This window comes from Sphingobacterium sp. UBA6317 (assembly GCF_002440385.1).
In the GTDB taxonomy this organism is placed as follows: Bacteria; Bacteroidota; Bacteroidia; order Sphingobacteriales; family Sphingobacteriaceae; genus Sphingobacterium; species Sphingobacterium multivorum.
The window spans coordinates 68,795-84,662 of sequence record NZ_DJTD01000021.1; the positions used below are offsets into that span (position 1 = coordinate 68,795).

Below are 15,868 nucleotides of genomic sequence, written 5' to 3' on the forward strand. Positions count from 1 at the left end.
GTTTATACTTCACCGAGCTTCATCTTTACCGCCAGGATATGTTTGCAGAGACCTCTATTTGTCCTGTTGTTCGTAAACCAGGTACAGGTACATTGCAGATCATTCCCTTTGCCGACGACAATATGGCTCAGGTCAGCACTGCCTTTTACTTCGGCCTTAATGCCATTTTTGTCGTGCTGCAGGAGCAGCACAGCATCATCGTCAACCAACTTAACGGCATTTTGCAACCTTGGATTACAGCGTTTTAAGCGTGAAAGTTTAAAGGGAAGCTTTCTGTAAAAATAATTGTTGCTCCACAAATCGTAACCCAATAATCCCATACTGGAGAGTGAGGCTTGCATGGTTGCCATGGTGCCGAGCTGAATGTCATGTTCTATGGAAACTAGCGTAGGTTGAAAAACCTCATTGGTTTTAAAATAATTATTGATGCTCAAAAGCCATTCTTCGGGCAGTTGAACCAACAGGTTTTCGATGTGCTTACTTTCACCAGAAAACCCCCGGTAGACACTTTCGGAAAGTAGAAACAGCATTTGTATGTCTTTGAAATCCAGTACTACCGCTGTGCTTTGCTGATCTTCGTGTTTATAGAATGAAACACTGTCTACGTGCAAAAGCAGGTTTTCGATCAGATTGAGTCGATGGATACCACCTATTTTTAAACTGTTGGGTTTGGCAACGGCAGAAAAAGTATAGCTGTTGCCCGATTTCGATAAAAAGTATTCGGGCTTGACTGCGCTTTTCGGCAGACCTTTAAAGAGCTGCAAAGCTTCAATTTTGTTCAATTTAAAGGCAAGCTCCATTTGCGATAAGTAGACTTGGACATTGCCCAATCCTTTAATCCAGCGATCGGGCAAACTCACTTTTTTCTCCGTAGTCTCCGCGCGCGCAGTGATGACTTTCAACTCATTGGAACCTACGCCGACGATCAATTTATCGCTGCGACCAACGGTATTGAAAGCCCGGATCGTTGCATCGTTAAAATCGACATTGGTACAGCCAGATTGAATAAACTCCCCGTCAATTCCTGTTTGCAGGACGTCAATACGCGCGTAAACACTGTTGCAGGATGAAAATGCTTCAAAATGTAGCTGACCATTACCGACAGAAACGATTGGATCGCGCATATTAATGCGCTGATCGGGGCTAATAGCAAAATGAGAGCGTACCGTTTTACCGAGCGTACTTAAACATTTTGAAGCAACAAATGAATGTATAATGCTGCCATGAAAGAAGCAAGGAACCTGATTGTCCTGTTCAATTTCAGAACAATGCGCTAGGATAAAAGATTTGTCCCGCCCACCCATAGCAATCGTAGAAGTATGTTGATACTGATATTCAAAGTCTACATCCATTTGCGTTTTACTTTACTTAAAAATACCTGATTTACTTCCTTATGAAGTTGGGCCGAAATTTCGGCGTAATAAGCAGCCAATTTTTTGCTGTTCACTGGTAGACGCTCAGCATCAAGGTGCTCTAGGGTCTTTTCTAGGCATAATAATTGGAACGCTTTGATCTGCTGTGCGACAAATGGGCGGTCTAAATATTCGATAAACCTGTTGACCGGCGCATACCCGGCGGCAAGTAGTCTGCCGATTACATGAGCAAGGTAGGAAAGATCCTGTTTGCTATTCAACAGCGCAAACTGTACATATTCTGCAGCCAGATCCCGCGAGATCTTCTTTTCAAACAATAAACAAACAGCAATATAGAACCATCCGCTGCCGCGTACCTCCAGGTGATTATCCATCACAAATTGCATCGGGTACAGGCAGTTTTCCATCTCCCGGACTTCATTTCCTGAAGCGGTGTCTGGGATATAGCGACATAAAGTCGGACCAATGTACTGTGGTGTTAAGCTGAGTTGAAAAGCAATGGCCTCCCGAAATCCTGTCGCAAAAGACGCTGTATGATAGAATAACGGCGGGTAATGTTTGGTTTCTTCCTGTCTCTTCCAGGTATAATTCCAGTTGTGTTCCAGAAACATTCTGTGCCAGGTTGCGTATTCGTTTTTGTCGACGACAATTTCGAATGTGATCTCAAATGGATTTACGACAGCGGGATAGCTTTTAGCTGAGGTATGTTCAAATTCCGGAAATACCTGATCGGGTTGCTTGATCCGTGTTACTTGCGCCCAGAGGGCCAATACATCTGTTGTGGGCTTAACATGGTCTGTAACTCCCAGAAAGTACTGCATTGCAGCAGCGTAATTTCCTTTTAAGGTCTTCACAAGGCGAACCGTCTCTTCATCTGTTTCTTGGTATAACAATCTATTACAAGCGACGATCAGATCTTCCATCTCTATAGCAGCCTTTTTTTGTTCATACGCGAGTAAGCGTTTTATCAGTACGTTAGGATGCAGGTAAAAGGGGAGGTGACTCGGTGTCGACAGAAATGGTAAGCTGTTATTGTTGACGAGTTTTTGTCGCATCCAATCCAGCTTATGCTGTGCGAAGGGGATGCTGTCACTTTTATGACCAGTTTTTTCGGTGCTATCTTCGCCAATCCAATAGTGCATAAAATCAGCGAAAAAGCCCATGTAGTCAACATCCCAAAAACGGCTGAACAGCTGTTTGCAATAGGGTTTCAATTGCTTTTTGTAGTCTTTTGGGATATCGTTCTGTAACTGATTCAGTCCTTCGAGGAAGATATCGAAATCTAAAGCAGACTTCGTTCTGATGAAATTGCCGATCTGAAATAGCAAAGCATCCCAAGTGGATGGAATCACGACATGTTCCAGTTGTTCTGCTTCGAATTGTGCTTCCGCCTCTTCAAATGCGGGTGCTGCTACAGAAGGTGTCGCTTGTGCCAAGCCAAGAATTTCGAGGGTTTTAAGCTTTAAATTACTGCGGTGCGGTTCAACGAGATCGTTCAGGACTTCCGGATCAGCAGCCTGTGCTACTAAAAGCCGGGCGCCTTTTTCCTGTACTTTTGAATCAGTCTGTAGTAACAGCATGGATAGCTCTGCGGAAATATCAAGCGTGCTATGTTCCTCTTTTTTCAGCAGGTGCTCGAGGATATCCAAACACTGCAGCAATGATTTTTCTATTTTTTCCTTTGGGAAAATAGTGATCACATGATCAATAAATCCATTTTCATCAAAACCTTCCATTTTATAGATTGTTTTGAGCTGTCGGACCGAAAAATTTATAAGACTGGTATTACCAGTATTCAGGAGCGAAAACAAAAGCTGTTGCTGTTTCAGATATTCCTGTTTTGTCGTATTAAATACACCCAACAGCCGGGTATGCCAATCTAAATGAGGTTTCTTCCAGTTGTTGAGCAGCGATTCCATTAAACGGGGAATAATAGCACGGTCAAATACATAACCCTTCTCCTGCATGATTTGCATGACTTCAGTCCAATATTCAGTCACTTTTTTACAGACAAATCCCTCTCGGGCTTTCCATTTGGAAAGGTCGAGCACAGGAGTTTCATGTTTGTGGAATTGCAGAAATACGCTGTCGATTGCCGTTGGATTTTTCAATAAAAAATCAGCCTCCTCTTCTGTATTTCTGTCAAACATTGTTACTGTGATCAAACGCGTAATAAAGTAGCTTTCATCAAAAGTGATCCAACCTTGTTGGTAAAATGCCCATAATACCTTGAAATCAATACCGCCAAAGCGGTCCTTTTGTGAATCTTTAACGATTTTATCCAGGTAGACGGGTGGGAAAAGCTGATAAAAGGCCATTAAGGGTTCTACACCAATGGTCGGATTTACCAGGTAGGAGCTTAACGGGCACGAATGCCAAGTTCCATTTAAGCGTTTAATCTGTGCGATATCCTCAAATTGGCGGGTACAGGCAATAAGTGCAAAATTGAGCGTGGCGTTCACCTTTTTACGGTTCTCATAAAAATCAAGTCGTGCCTGACTATCTGAATTATCGACATTCTTTCCTAAAATATCGGTGTCAATATCCAACGAATGCAAGTATTGTATAGTTGCTGAGCGTTCATCGGGATTTAGCACTTTACAGTAGTTCAGCACTTCGACCCAATTTTTGTCTTTGATATATTGATTGAGTTTATTCATAAGGTTAATTAAACATTCAAAAATATCATAAATCCGATAAGGTCCTATAAAAAATGTTTTTTCTTTCGGCGGTATTAATCTACGCCTTTGGTACGCATGGGAATCCTATAGATGGCTGTTGAGGCGGTTATAAATAAGTCGCTGCGATCTTTGCCTCCAAAACAGACATTGGACGTCCATGGTTCATTTACTTCAATATGTCCGATCAGCAGGCCTGTAGGACTATAGATAAAAACGCCTTTGCCTGTGAGGTAAATATTTCCTTGCTGATCCAAAGTCATCCCGTCAGATCCCTGATCAATAAGTGCCGTCTGTCTGCTGAGTTTGCCGTTAGATTCAATGCTGTACCGGTATGTTTTATTCCGTTCGATATCGGCGACATACAGGTATCTTCCATCGGCCGATCCTACAATGCCGTTCGGTTTGCTTACATCTTCAGCTACTACGATCGGTTTTTTTCCTTTTCCGGGCGGGAGGTAGTATACTTTCTGCCCAGCGATCTCTGGCTTTGTCCTTGTCCAATAATCGCGCAGATAAAAGGGGTCTGTAAAGTAGATGCCGCCTTTCTTGTCTGCCCAAAGGTCATTTGGACCATTCAGTTTTTTCCCATCAACAGCTGAGAGCAGGACGGTAACCTCACCATCTTTGCTGATTGACCAGATTTCGTTCTTTTCGTCGGCACAGGCGAGGAGCCGACCCTGATGGTTAAAGTACAAGCCATTGGCGCGGCCTGCAGCATCTTTAAAAAGCGTAAGTTGCCCTTTGGTGCTATATTTCCAGATTTTGTTATTGGGCTGGTCGGTGAAATAGATGTCCCCGGACTTATCCACTGCCGGTCCCTCGGTAAAGGCAAACTGCCGGGCTATTAATTTCAGGCTGTCCTGATGAAACAATTGCGCGCTGAGGTCTAAACCCTTTAAGGAGAAGAGCACGGACAGTAGGAGTGTCGGCCAATGCCGGCGAGAATGAGCTGAATGGAACATATCACCTAATTTATCAATTTTCGGACAAAAAATAATCTTCTCGGACGCATTAAGTTCGGATAAGTCTTTGGAGGCAAGGGGCTAAAACAAGAAAAGCCCATCGTTAGATGAGCTTTCTTGTACCTAGGGCGGGAATCGAACCCGCACTCCCTTAACGGGAACAGGATTTTAAGTCCTGCGTGTCTACCAGTTCCACCACCTAGGCAGGTGAGCGAAAAACGAGATTCGAACTCGCGACCCCAACCTTGGCAAGGTTGTGCTCTACCAGCTGAGCTATTTTCGCATTGGAATTATTATTCTTTCAATCTGTCAGAACCTTGCGTTCTTCCTTTTCGGTGGTGCCAGCTGGATTCGAACCAGCGACACAAGGATTTTCAGTCCTTTGCTCTACCAACTGAGCTATGGCACCTTTTCAATTGAGCTGTCTGCCTTATTGATGATGCAAATATAGACGGATTATTTGAATTACGAAAGCTAAAAGCGCTTTTTTTTGCGTTTAAACGCCAACCTGCTGATTTTTAAGGAAAAAAAATAAGGGGCTATTCGTGTAGAATAGCCCCTTTATTGGATGTTGGTCGAGTTGATTACGATAATTTACCAACTTCTAATACCAAGTCAACGATTTTGTTTGAATATCCCCATTCGTTGTCATACCAAGATACAACTTTAACGAAGTTATCATTCAATGAAATTCCTGCTTTTGCATCGAAGATTGATGTACGTGCATCACCTAAGAAATCTGAAGAAACAACTTCATCTTCTGTATAACCTAAGATACCTTTCAATTCGCCTTCAGAAGCTTCTTTCATCGCAGTTTTGATTTCTTCGTATGAAGCACCTTTGTTCAAACGTACTGTTAAATCAACAACTGAAACGTCTGCTGTAGGAACGCGCAATGACATACCGGTCAATTTACCTTTCAATTCAGGAAGAACCAAACCTACTGCTTTAGCAGCACCTGTAGATGAAGGGATGATGTTTTGGTATGCACCACGACCACCTCTCCAGTCTTTTACTGAAGGACCGTCTACCGTTTTTTGTGTTGCTGTAACCGCGTGTACTGTTGTCATCAAACCTTCAACGATACCAAATTTATCGTTTAATACTTTAGCGATAGGCGCTAAACAGTTTGTTGTACATGAAGCGTTTGAAACGATGTGTTGATCAGCTTTCAATTCTTTGTGGTTTACACCCATGACGAAAGTAGGGGTGTCGTCTTTCGCTGGAGCAGACATCACCACTTTTTTAGCACCTGCATCGATGTGTTTTTGAGCTAACTCTTGTGTCAAGAAGAAACCTGTAGATTCGATGATTACTTCAGCACCTACTTCATTCCATTTTAAGTTTGCCGGATCTTTCTCAGCTGTAACACGGATAGTTTTTCCGTTAACAACCAAGTTACCGTCTTTTACTTCTACAGAACCGTCAAATTTGCCATGTGTTGAATCATATTTCAACATATAAGCCATATAATCTGGTTCAACTAAGTCATTGATACCAACAATTTCAATTTCTGGACGATTGATAGCCGCTCTGAATGCTAAACGACCAATACGGCCAAATCCGTTAATTCCAATTTTCATATTCTTAATTTTTATTGATATAATATTTAATTAAATTGTGTATCGGTTCCTTTACAACGGTACCAATACTGATATTAAATTCCTCTGTAGCAACTTCCCGAAGTAAGTGCTCATAATTAAACGCTACTGAACCCGTAAAGTTAACATCACTATCCGGATATTCTTTCATTAAGGGCTTGATGTAGGTTTTGATAAACGTACGGAGCCCATTTTTAACCAATTGACTGATGAATAGATGATCCTTATTTTCGAGGACAAAGTCGGTAAATGAATTCAGAAAATTTGTCGGCTGTGGCGCTATATACACCTTTTCCAAAATGGTTTTCTTGTCGATGTTAAATTCTCTTTCCAGTTTATCCCGCAGATCAATAGGTAAGGTATCTGTCATGTAATGCTTGAGCAGCTGCTGGCTATTCCAGTTTGTTGCCCCCTCATCGGCCAGAATATAACCTAGACCATAATTGTTGTCAATGATTTTTTTCCCTGTATAGTAAGCTGCATTTGATCCACTGCCAATGATGCCAATAATTCCTCTTTCGTCGCCGAAAGTCGAAATAGCCGAAGCAATGACATCATGATCAACCCGTACACGTGCATTGACGAAAAAACGCTCCAGGACATTTTTTATTTTATCCTTACGTTCCTTCGACGACGATCCGGCACCAAAAAAATAGATCCTTCTGATTTTTTCGGCATTGTTGATCAGATTGGTGTTTTTATGCAAATGCTGTAGTATGGAGCGCTCATCCTGAAGATAAGGATTGATCCCGTTCATGCGGAACCCTGTCGTGATCCGACCTTTATCAGCCAACCGCCAGTCTGAAAATCGCGACCCACTATATACTACTGCTATCATGTCTGTTTAAATTATGATTATAAAATCTCAGCCATCTCCAATAAATCAGGGCTAAGTTTAATTTCCTTATTGCTGATTGCTTCTTCAATTGGAGTTGTCTTGATTTCATTACCACGGAGCCCAACAGTAACTCGTGTGTTTCCGGCCAATAATTCATTGACAGCAGCAAAGCCCAATCTACTCGCAAGCACGCGGTCGAAACTCGTCGGAGAACCACCCCGTTGCAAATGCCCTAATATACTAACTTTCGTGTCGTAATGATCAAACTTTTCTTTTACTTTTTTTGCGACATAATAAGCACCACCATTTTGGTCGCCCTCTGCGACAATAACAATGGATGACGATTTCTTCTTAATGGCACCGTCTTCTAAATGACTAATTAAATCATCAATGGCCGTTTCTTTCTCTGGAAGTAAAATGGCTTCGGCTCCGCCAGCAATACCGGCATTTAAGGCGATACAGCCTGAATCACGGCCCATCACTTCAACAAAGAAAAGACGTTCATGTGACGCCGCAGTATCTCTGATTTTATCAATCGCTTCGATGACAGTATTGTTGGCTGTATCGTAGCCAATCGTATAATCAGAACCGTAAAGGTCGTTGTCTATCGTACCCGGAATACCTATAATAGGTATTTCAAATTCTTTGGAGAAGAAGTTAGCACCTGTAAAGGTACCGTCACCACCAATGACCACCAAGGCATCTACACCGGCAGCGATCAGATTGTCATAGCCTTTTCGACGGCCTTCGGGCGTCTTAAACTCCATGCAACGTGCCGTTTTTAATATTGTGCCACCACGTTGTATAATATTGCTGACCGAACGCGTATCCATTTCGATGAAATTTGCGTCGATCAAACCTTGGTATCCTTGATAAATACCCGTTACTTGCAATCCTTTATGTAATGCTGTTCGAACGACAGCACGAATACAGGCATTCATGCCAGGAGCATCACCTCCCGACGTCAATACACCTATTTTTTTAATTTCTTTTATCACACGCTATATTTTAGGTTTTACGAATATAAGATTTTTATAGTGTATATTCTACACTTTGAATAAATTTTTCAATATTTTTTTGCGCATCACGTTTAGGAAGCGTATAATTGTTACAGATAACCCGATGATTAGTAACCGCTAAATTTAGCTCAGTATATTGCACATAAATAAATTTAGAAGTTTTGTATAGTAATTTTACCGTTGACTGTGTCATATTAGGCTTTCACGAAGGAGAGTTAAAAGTTCTTTTGGCCGAAAGAAATGAATATCCTTTTAAGGATTGGTGGGCATTGCCAGGTTTTTTCGTGGATAATGACGAAGAGATGGAAGATGCCGTAAAACGAATTTTGTATGAGAATACAGGTTTGAAAGATGTATTTATGGATCAGCTGCATTCCTTTGCCGGATTAAAACGGCATCCAAAGGGACGTATTCTGACGGTGGCGTATTACGCCCTCGTGCAGCTGGATAATACCAAATTGAAAACCAAACCTGTTACAAACTATATGAAGCAGGCAAAATGGTTCCCCGTTCGGAATGTACCTGAACTGGCCTTTGACCATAAGCAGATTTTGGACCTCTGTCTGGAGCGGTTGCAGCGCCGCCTCGCCTATAAACCGATTGCTTTTGAGCTGCTGCCTGAAAAATTTACACTCACCCAGCTACAGCTGGTGTATGAGGGAATCTTGAATAAACCACTCGATAAACGCAATTTTAGAAAGAAAATGCAAAATTATGGCTTTCTAAAAGAGCTCGACGAAGTGCAGACTGGAGTAGCCTATCGTGCAGCAAGGCTCTATAAATTGGATAAACGAAAGTTTTTAAAACATTTTCAGAACACGGTCGCATTCTAATAGATCTGTTCGTATAATAAAAGGCAAACTTTCGAGTTTGCCTTTTTTTTTCTGAAAGTGTCTGATCTTATTGGCCAGAAAGAACCTTCAGTTTGCTTTCATTGCTGTTGGTGTCTGCGAAGTCATGAAGGTTTTGTTGTCAGGTTAATATCAAAATTATTACAATTTCAAAATTTATTTTGTCCAACATGTTACTTTTTATATTTTTGAACAATTTTTGATAAAAGTCAGAAAGTAGAAAGGAGTTTTTTGAAGAATGGAAGATAGAAAAGATCAAATCATTCATGCGGCGATAAGACGCTTTATGCATTACGGTTTTAGTAAGACTACGATGAATGAAATTGCGGAGGATATAAAAATTACCAAAGCGAATTTGTATTACTATTATTCGGAAAAGAATGCACTTATACGGGATGTGATTGTGCGTTTGACGGATGAATATAGGGAAGAGGAGGAGAAGATGGTGGCTGTGCATGTGGGCACCGCCTACGAGCTGATCATTAAAATTTTGGAATTGCGCGATGCATTTGTCCGGAAATACTATATGTTGCACATGAATGAAAATCTGGAATGGATCAAGGGACTTTCCATGCAGGATTTTTTCCAGTGCCTACACGACCGTGATGTGAAAGCCTTGTTTGAGATCCTTGAGATCGGTGCCGAAAAAGGTGAAATCGATGGGGAGCATCTCTATGAAACGGCCGAAATCTATGTGGAATTGATGAAAAGTTTATCCCTGATGTGCAATATCTCCGATATCATTTCGGGAATTCCAAATCAGGATCGTTTTGATGAAGTGCTGCAAAAGCAAAAGCTGGCTACCAAGCTCTTTTTTAATGGTATAAATAAAAAGTAGATATAAAATTAGGATAAATAAATTAGGAATGAAAACAATCAGAATACTAGCCAGCCTTTTATTAGGTACGATGGTTTTCCAGAGTCATGCACAGCAACAATTGAGCTTAAGTGATGCGATTAAATTTGCTTTGCAGAACAAAAAGGAAGCTAAAAAGGCAAAGTTAGATCTCGAAAACTCGCAATACCAGATTGATGAGGTTAGGGGGAGCGCGTTGCCACAAATTACAGCAAATGGTTCCTTAAAATACAATGTGTTAATTCCAGAAATGGTATTGGAAGCCGGTGGTCAGACTCAGAAAATTAAAATGGGACAACCCTGGAATTCTACAGCGGCCATTTCCTTAAATCAACAGCTTTTTAATCAATCGATCTTTACAGGCTTGAAAGCTGCTAAGACAACAAAAGAGTTTTACCAAATAAATGCGCAGTTAACAGATGAACAGGTGATCGAAAAAGTAGCAAATGCTTATTATGATATCTACCAAGAACATCTGAAACTTCAAACGATAGAAAATAATTTGCAAAGTACCACAAAAACGAAAGATGTGACGGAAGGACTTGTCAAAGCTGGACTTGCAAAAAAAATAGATTTAGATCGCTTGGTGGTTAATGTGAATAACCTAGAGGCACAAAAACAACAAACAACCAACGCTGTACAGATCAAAGAAAATGCATTGAAATTCGCAATCGGAAAGCCGATCGAGGAAGATATTGAATTATCTGGAGAGACGTTTGATATCAACGCAGCACTGGCGGTAGAATCGGATAATGTAGAAAATAGGACTGAGGTACAGTTGATGAAAAAGCAAATTGAGCTTTACGAACTGAACAAGAAATCGAAAGTTGCTGATCTATATCCTAAATTATCCTTAGGTGGAGATTTTGGTTTTAATGGATTTGGTAAAGGCTTTCCAATTGGTGGCGATTTTAGCTGGCCAAAGACCTCGAGCATAGGTTTAAATCTTTCGGTTCCAATCTTTACCGGAGGAACAACAAAAGCGAGAATCAACCAGGCCGATATTCAGATTAGACAAGCACAGGTTGATCTTGAGGATACCAAATTGGGCCTTAATCTGGCGAAAGAAAATGCCAAATCACAGATTAAGATCAGCTTGTTGACGATCGACAATAATCGCCGGAATGTTAAATTGGCCAAAGGTGTGCTAGATGATACCAAAAACAATTTTAACAATGGTTTAGCAACTTTAACAGAATTACTTGATGCTGAAAAAGCATTAGCTGATGCAGAAAATAATCTAAATACGAGTCTGTTGAACTATAAAGTAGCCGAAGTACAGATTATTAAGGCAAATGGCGAATTAAAATCACTAATTAAAGAATAATTGACTAATACAATATGAAACGCGGAATTATTACCTTACTTATTATTGCTGCTGGTCTAGCAGGAATATTTTTTGTGTTAAATAAAAATAAAAAGAAAAATGAGGCCGAAACTGCAGAGGTAGCAAAGAAAAATGTGGCTATTGCAGTGCGTATCGATACGGCAAAAGTATCTTCCATGGACTTACGTTATACGGCTAACGGAACATTTTCTCCGAAACAAGAAGTAACTGTTTCAGCTGAAACTGCAGGTAGAGTGGTGAAAGTATTGGTTGATGAAGGTTCTCATGTGAGCGCCGGGCAGACTTTGGCGATCATCGAGGGCGATAAACTGAATGTGAACGTAGCGAATGCGCAGGCTGCATTTACCAATGCGCAGGCCGATCTGCATCGCTTTGAAAGTGCCTTCTCTACAGGTGGTGTAACCAAACAACAGTTAGACCAGGTGAAATTGCAATTTGAAAACGCGAAAAATAACTTAAAAGCGTCTAAATTGAATGCTGGCGATGTAACCATTAAAACGTCGGTATCGGGTATCGTCAATGCACGTAAAATCGAACCGGGCACTTACTTAAATGTGGGCGCTGCAGCCTTCGATATTGTCAATGTCGCCACCTTGAAATTGCGTGTCAATGTGGACGAAAAGAATGTGGCTACCTTAAGGATCGGTCAATCTGTTGATGTGACAGCGAGTGTATATGCAGACCAACGCTTTACAGGTAAAGTAACTTTTATTGCGCCTAAATCGGATGGTAGCTTAAACTTCCCGGTGGAAATCGAGGTAAATAATGCATCGAACCAATTGCGTGCTGGTATGTACGGTACAGCCATCTTCGGTGAAGGTGTTGCTAGCAATACGTTGATCGTACCTCGTAATGCCTTTGTGGGTAGTGTGAGCGACAACAAGATCTTTGTGCTGAAAAACGGTAAAGCCATCGAAACAAACGTCAAATCAGGTAGAAACTTTGGTGATTACATCGAGATCTTAGGTGGTTTGCAAAATGGGGACCAAGTGATTGTTTCGGGTCAGATCAATCTATTTGACCAAAGCCCTGTAGAGATTATTAAATAGAGCATACTGTAATCGGTAGCAGATGGAACCTCGGTTGCATAGCTATTAAAAATAAATTATTCGAATGAAAATTACCGAAATATCGATAAAACGCCCCAGTATAATTATCGTATTATTTATAATACTGACATTAGGCGGGTTGTTTTCTTATACGCGATTGGGCTATGAATTGGTCCCTAAATTTGAAATTAACGTCATTACGGTACAGACGGTCTATCCGGGAGCTTCACCTGCAGAGGTGGAGAGTTCGGTGACCAAAAAAATAGAGGATGCCATTTCATCCTTGGAAAGTATTAAAAAGGTGGAGTCGACTTCCCTTGAAGGGGTATCGATTGTCATGATTACCCTCAACAACGGTGCGGATGTCAACTTCCTGCTTACGGATGCTCAACGGAAAATCAATGCCGTGATCAACGATCTGCCGGATGATGTAAAGACACCTTCACTCTCCAAATTCTCCCTGGATGATGTGGCCATCATGAGTTTGGCCGTCACGTCCAACTTATCGGAAAAAGAACTCTACGATCTTTTGGACAATAAAATCCAGCCGGTCTTTGCGCGGATCAATGGTGTTGCCAAAGTGGACCTGATCGGTGGTGAGGAACGTGAAATCCAGATCTCTGTAGACCCGAAGAAAATTGAAGGTTATGGACTGACAATTTCGCAGGTACAACAAATTGTAGCATCATCCAATCTCGATTTCCCGACAGGTAACGTCAGTACTCGTGATAACCGGACAACCATCCGTCTTTCGGGTAAAGTAACTTCGATCGAGGAGCTGCGTAACCTCCCGATCACAACACCGGCAGGGGTGCAGATTTATCTGCGCGATATCGCCGATGTGCGGGATGGTATCAAAGAGATTGAAAAAGTAGCCCGCCTGGACCGTCAGAATACAATCTTATTGCAGGTCTTTAAACAGTCTGATGCAAATGCGGTAGCGGTGTCCGAAGCGGTCAAGAAAACCATTGCGGTACACGATAAAGACGGAAAAGTAATTTCTGGTGTAGAGAAGGATTATGCGGCACAGAATATTAAAATTCTGGTGGCCAATGACTCTTCAGAATTTACCTTGAATGCAGCCGATAACGTGATCCATGACTTAATGATTGCCATCGCATTGGTGGGCTTTATCATGTTGTTCTTCTTACAAAGTTTACGTAATGCGGCGATTACCATGGTGGCGATTCCTTTATCTTTGATTGCTACCTTTATTGGCTTGCTTTTGATGGGCTATACCTTAAACTTGATGTCTTTACTCGGTTTATCCCTGGTAGTAGGTATTCTTGTGGATGACGCGATCGTTGTTATCGAGAATATTCACCGCCACATGGAGATGGGTAAAAACAAGGTGCGTGCGGCCTATGATGGTGCTTCGGAAATCGGATTTACTGTAACGGCGATCACCTTGGTTATCGTGGTAGTGTTCCTGCCGATCGCGATGTCTACGGGTTTGGTGGCCAATATCCTGGCACAATTCTGTGTGACGGTAATCATCTCGACTTTATTATCCTTATTGGTGTCATTTACGGTAGTGCCTTGGTTATACTCGCGTTTCGGTAAATTGGAGCACTTGAGCAAAACTTCTTTCTTTGGTCGTATTATTCATGGTTTTGAAAGCGGTTTGAACAGCTTTACACATTGGGTTGCTGGATTGTTGACCTGGGCTTTAAAGAACGTCGGTACGAAATTGGCTACGTTGTTTTTGGCAATCGGTTTACTTGTTGCATCGTTTTTTTTGGTCGGTATGGGGTATATTGGTTCGGACTTCTTCCCGAGTATCGACCGTAAGGAGTTTTTCATCCAGTTGGAACTCGATAAAGATGCTTCCCTGGAGAAGACCAACTTGTTGACGCAAAAAGCGGAGGCTTATATTAAATCGAAACCTGATGTCAAAGAAATTATTACGACAGTGGGGCAGTCTTCGGACGGTATGGCTTCAACAACGGGTTCGCGTTATAAATCGGAGATCCACGTGATCCTCGACAAGGAAAATTTTGAGGGTAACTCACAGGTGTATTCAGCGACGCTGAAGCGTGAACTGGAAAATAAACTGATCGGTGCAAAAATCAAAACCGTCAACGTGGGTATCATGGGAGCGGAGCAGGCACCATTGAAGCTGACCATTATCGGTGCTTCTGTCGAAGATGCACAGGAATTTGCTGAGAAGGCGGCAGATCAATTACGTAAGATTCCTGGGGCAGCGGGTGTCAAATTGACTTCTGAAGCGGGTAACCCTGAGATCAATGTGAAGATCGACCGTGATAAAATGACCTCTTTGGGACTGAATGTCTCTACTGTGGGGATGACAATGCAGACGGCATTTTCAGGAAATACGGATAACAAATACAGAGCGGGTGATAACGAGTACGATATCAATATCCGCTATGCGGAAAATGGTCGTGCCAATATCGACAACGTACGTGATCTGAAATTTATCAATAATCAGGGTGCCTCTATTTCTTTGGATCAATTTGCCAATGTAACTTTTGGTTCGGGACCTACGTTGTTGGAACGTCGCGACAAGTCGCCGGCAGTATCCATTCAGGGACAGGCAATCGGTAGACCAATGGGTACCGTAGCGCAAGAGTGGCAGGCACAGTTTGAAAAACTGCCGCGTAAACCGGGTATCGTCTTTATCTGGGGTGGTAATATGGAAAACCAAACCGAAGGTTTTGGTACTTTGGGTATTGCCTTATTGGCATCTATTATCCTAGTATACTTGGTAATGGTTGCTTTATACGATAGTTTTATCACACCATTTGTGGTCTTGTTCTCGATTCCATTGTCGTTTATCGGAGCCCTATTGTTCTTGGCGCTGGGAAATCAGACCTTGAATATCTTTACGATTTTGGGTATCATCATGTTGATTGGTCTGGTGGCCAAAAATGCGATCATGCTGGTTGACTTTGCCAACCATCGTAAGGAAGCTGGCGATAATACACACGATGCGTTGGTGGCAGCCAATCACGCGCGTCTTCGTCCGATTTTGATGACGACAATTGCCATGGTATTTGGTATGATTCCTATCGCAATCGCTACTGGAGACGGTGCCGATATGAATAGAGGTCTGGCGATCGTTATCATTGGTGGTTTGTTATCTTCTTTATTTTTAACCTTGGTTGTTGTACCGGTGGTGTACTCCATATTTGACAGTCTTCAACGTCGTTTTGGAAAGAAAGAAAAGACAAATTATGAAGCCTTGATGAAGGAAGATTATGACCATGTCGACGTGGCAGAACATTAAAAAATAATACATTTTACAATAGAAAAAGGGGCTGTCTCAAAAA

Annotated in this window: 11 protein-coding genes and 3 tRNA genes; 5 read left to right on the forward strand and 9 right to left on the reverse strand. The window is 41.8% G+C overall.

Features of this window, described 5'->3' with window-relative positions; genetic code table 11:
* Nucleotides 1–2 precede the first annotated feature (2 nt).
* From B3E92_RS05985 to pfkA, 9 genes are all read right to left on the reverse strand, one after another.
* Nucleotides 3–1,352, reverse strand: coding sequence for an SWIM zinc finger family protein (locus B3E92_RS05985; RefSeq protein WP_286895881.1), 1,350 nt, complete (start codon nucleotides 1,350–1,352; stop codon nucleotides 3–5).
* On the reverse strand, nucleotides 1,343–4,033 hold the full coding sequence (locus B3E92_RS05990; protein WP_286895883.1) for a DUF6493 family protein: 2,691 nt from the start codon (nucleotides 4,031–4,033) through the stop codon (nucleotides 1,343–1,345). The genes B3E92_RS05985 and B3E92_RS05990 overlap by 10 nt, the downstream gene beginning before the upstream one ends.
* Nucleotides 4,034–4,107: 74 nt before the next feature.
* Nucleotides 4,108–5,016 (reverse strand): SMP-30/gluconolactonase/LRE family protein, encoded by a 909-nt coding sequence (locus B3E92_RS05995; RefSeq protein WP_286895885.1) that lies wholly within the window; start codon nucleotides 5,014–5,016, stop codon nucleotides 4,108–4,110.
* Between the two features lie 120 nt (nucleotides 5,017–5,136).
* Nucleotides 5,137–5,221 (reverse strand) — tRNA-Leu (locus tag B3E92_RS06000).
* A 5-nt stretch (nucleotides 5,222–5,226) separates the two neighbouring features.
* A tRNA-Gly gene (locus B3E92_RS06005) sits at nucleotides 5,227–5,299 on the reverse strand.
* Between the two features lie 53 nt (nucleotides 5,300–5,352).
* Nucleotides 5,353–5,425, reverse strand: a tRNA-Phe gene (locus B3E92_RS06010).
* A 175-nt stretch (nucleotides 5,426–5,600) separates the two neighbouring features.
* Nucleotides 5,601–6,599, reverse strand: coding sequence for a type I glyceraldehyde-3-phosphate dehydrogenase (gene gap / locus B3E92_RS06015; protein ID WP_070561154.1), 999 nt, complete (start codon nucleotides 6,597–6,599; stop codon nucleotides 5,601–5,603).
* A gap of 4 nt (nucleotides 6,600–6,603) precedes the next feature.
* Nucleotides 6,604–7,455, reverse strand: coding sequence for a hypothetical protein (locus B3E92_RS06020; RefSeq protein ID WP_286752091.1), 852 nt, complete (start codon nucleotides 7,453–7,455; stop codon nucleotides 6,604–6,606).
* Between the two features lie 17 nt (nucleotides 7,456–7,472).
* Nucleotides 7,473–8,450, reverse strand: coding sequence for a 6-phosphofructokinase (gene pfkA, locus B3E92_RS06025; protein WP_376749787.1), 978 nt, complete (start codon nucleotides 8,448–8,450; stop codon nucleotides 7,473–7,475).
* A gap of 185 nt (nucleotides 8,451–8,635) precedes the next feature.
* Here pfkA and B3E92_RS06030 point away from each other — a divergent pair, with 185 nt between their 5' ends.
* The 5 genes from B3E92_RS06030 (at nucleotide 8,636) to B3E92_RS06050 (ending at nucleotide 15,825) form a co-directional block, all read left to right on the forward strand.
* The gene (locus B3E92_RS06030; protein WP_075992906.1) at nucleotides 8,636–9,307 is read left to right on the forward strand and encodes an NUDIX hydrolase; all 672 of its coding nucleotides are present in this window, start codon (nucleotides 8,636–8,638) and stop codon (nucleotides 9,305–9,307) included.
* 256 nt (nucleotides 9,308–9,563) lie between these two features.
* A complete protein-coding gene (locus B3E92_RS06035) occupies nucleotides 9,564–10,163 on the forward strand; it encodes a TetR/AcrR family transcriptional regulator (protein WP_286895887.1) in 600 nt (199 codons plus the stop codon).
* Nucleotides 10,164–10,191: 28 nt separating this feature from the next.
* On the forward strand, nucleotides 10,192–11,508 hold the full coding sequence (locus B3E92_RS06040) for a TolC family protein (protein WP_286752089.1): 1,317 nt from the start codon (nucleotides 10,192–10,194) through the stop codon (nucleotides 11,506–11,508).
* 14 nt (nucleotides 11,509–11,522) lie between these two features.
* Entirely contained in the window at nucleotides 11,523–12,578 is a 1,056-nt protein-coding gene (locus B3E92_RS06045; protein WP_115049038.1) for an efflux RND transporter periplasmic adaptor subunit, read from the forward strand.
* Between the two features lie 64 nt (nucleotides 12,579–12,642).
* A complete protein-coding gene (locus tag B3E92_RS06050) occupies nucleotides 12,643–15,825 on the forward strand; it encodes an efflux RND transporter permease subunit (RefSeq protein WP_145326907.1) in 3,183 nt (1,060 codons plus the stop codon).
* Nucleotides 15,826–15,868: the final 43 nt, after the last annotated feature.

Excerpts from the sequence above, each read along its gene's own strand:
- B3E92_RS06050 (WP_145326907.1), top strand. The coding sequence starts at position 12,643 with ATGAAAATTACCGAAATATCGATAAAACGCCCCAGTATAATTATCGTA.
- gap (WP_070561154.1), bottom strand. The coding sequence starts at position 6,599 with ATGAAAATTGGAATTAACGGATTTGGCCGTATTGGTCGTTTAGCATTC.
- B3E92_RS06040 (WP_286752089.1), top strand. The coding sequence starts at position 10,192 with ATGAAAACAATCAGAATACTAGCCAGCCTTTTATTAGGTACGATGGTT.
- B3E92_RS05990 (WP_286895883.1), bottom strand. The coding sequence starts at position 4,033 with ATGAATAAACTCAATCAATATATCAAAGACAAAAATTGGGTCGAAGTG.
- B3E92_RS06035 (WP_286895887.1), top strand. The coding sequence starts at position 9,564 with ATGGAAGATAGAAAAGATCAAATCATTCATGCGGCGATAAGACGCTTT.
- B3E92_RS06045 (WP_115049038.1), top strand. The coding sequence starts at position 11,523 with ATGAAACGCGGAATTATTACCTTACTTATTATTGCTGCTGGTCTAGCA.
- B3E92_RS06020 (WP_286752091.1), bottom strand. The coding sequence starts at position 7,455 with ATGATAGCAGTAGTATATAGTGGGTCGCGATTTTCAGACTGGCGGTTG.
- B3E92_RS05985 (WP_286895881.1), bottom strand. The coding sequence starts at position 1,352 with ATGGATGTAGACTTTGAATATCAGTATCAACATACTTCTACGATTGCT.
- B3E92_RS05995 (WP_286895885.1), bottom strand. The coding sequence starts at position 5,016 with ATGTTCCATTCAGCTCATTCTCGCCGGCATTGGCCGACACTCCTACTG.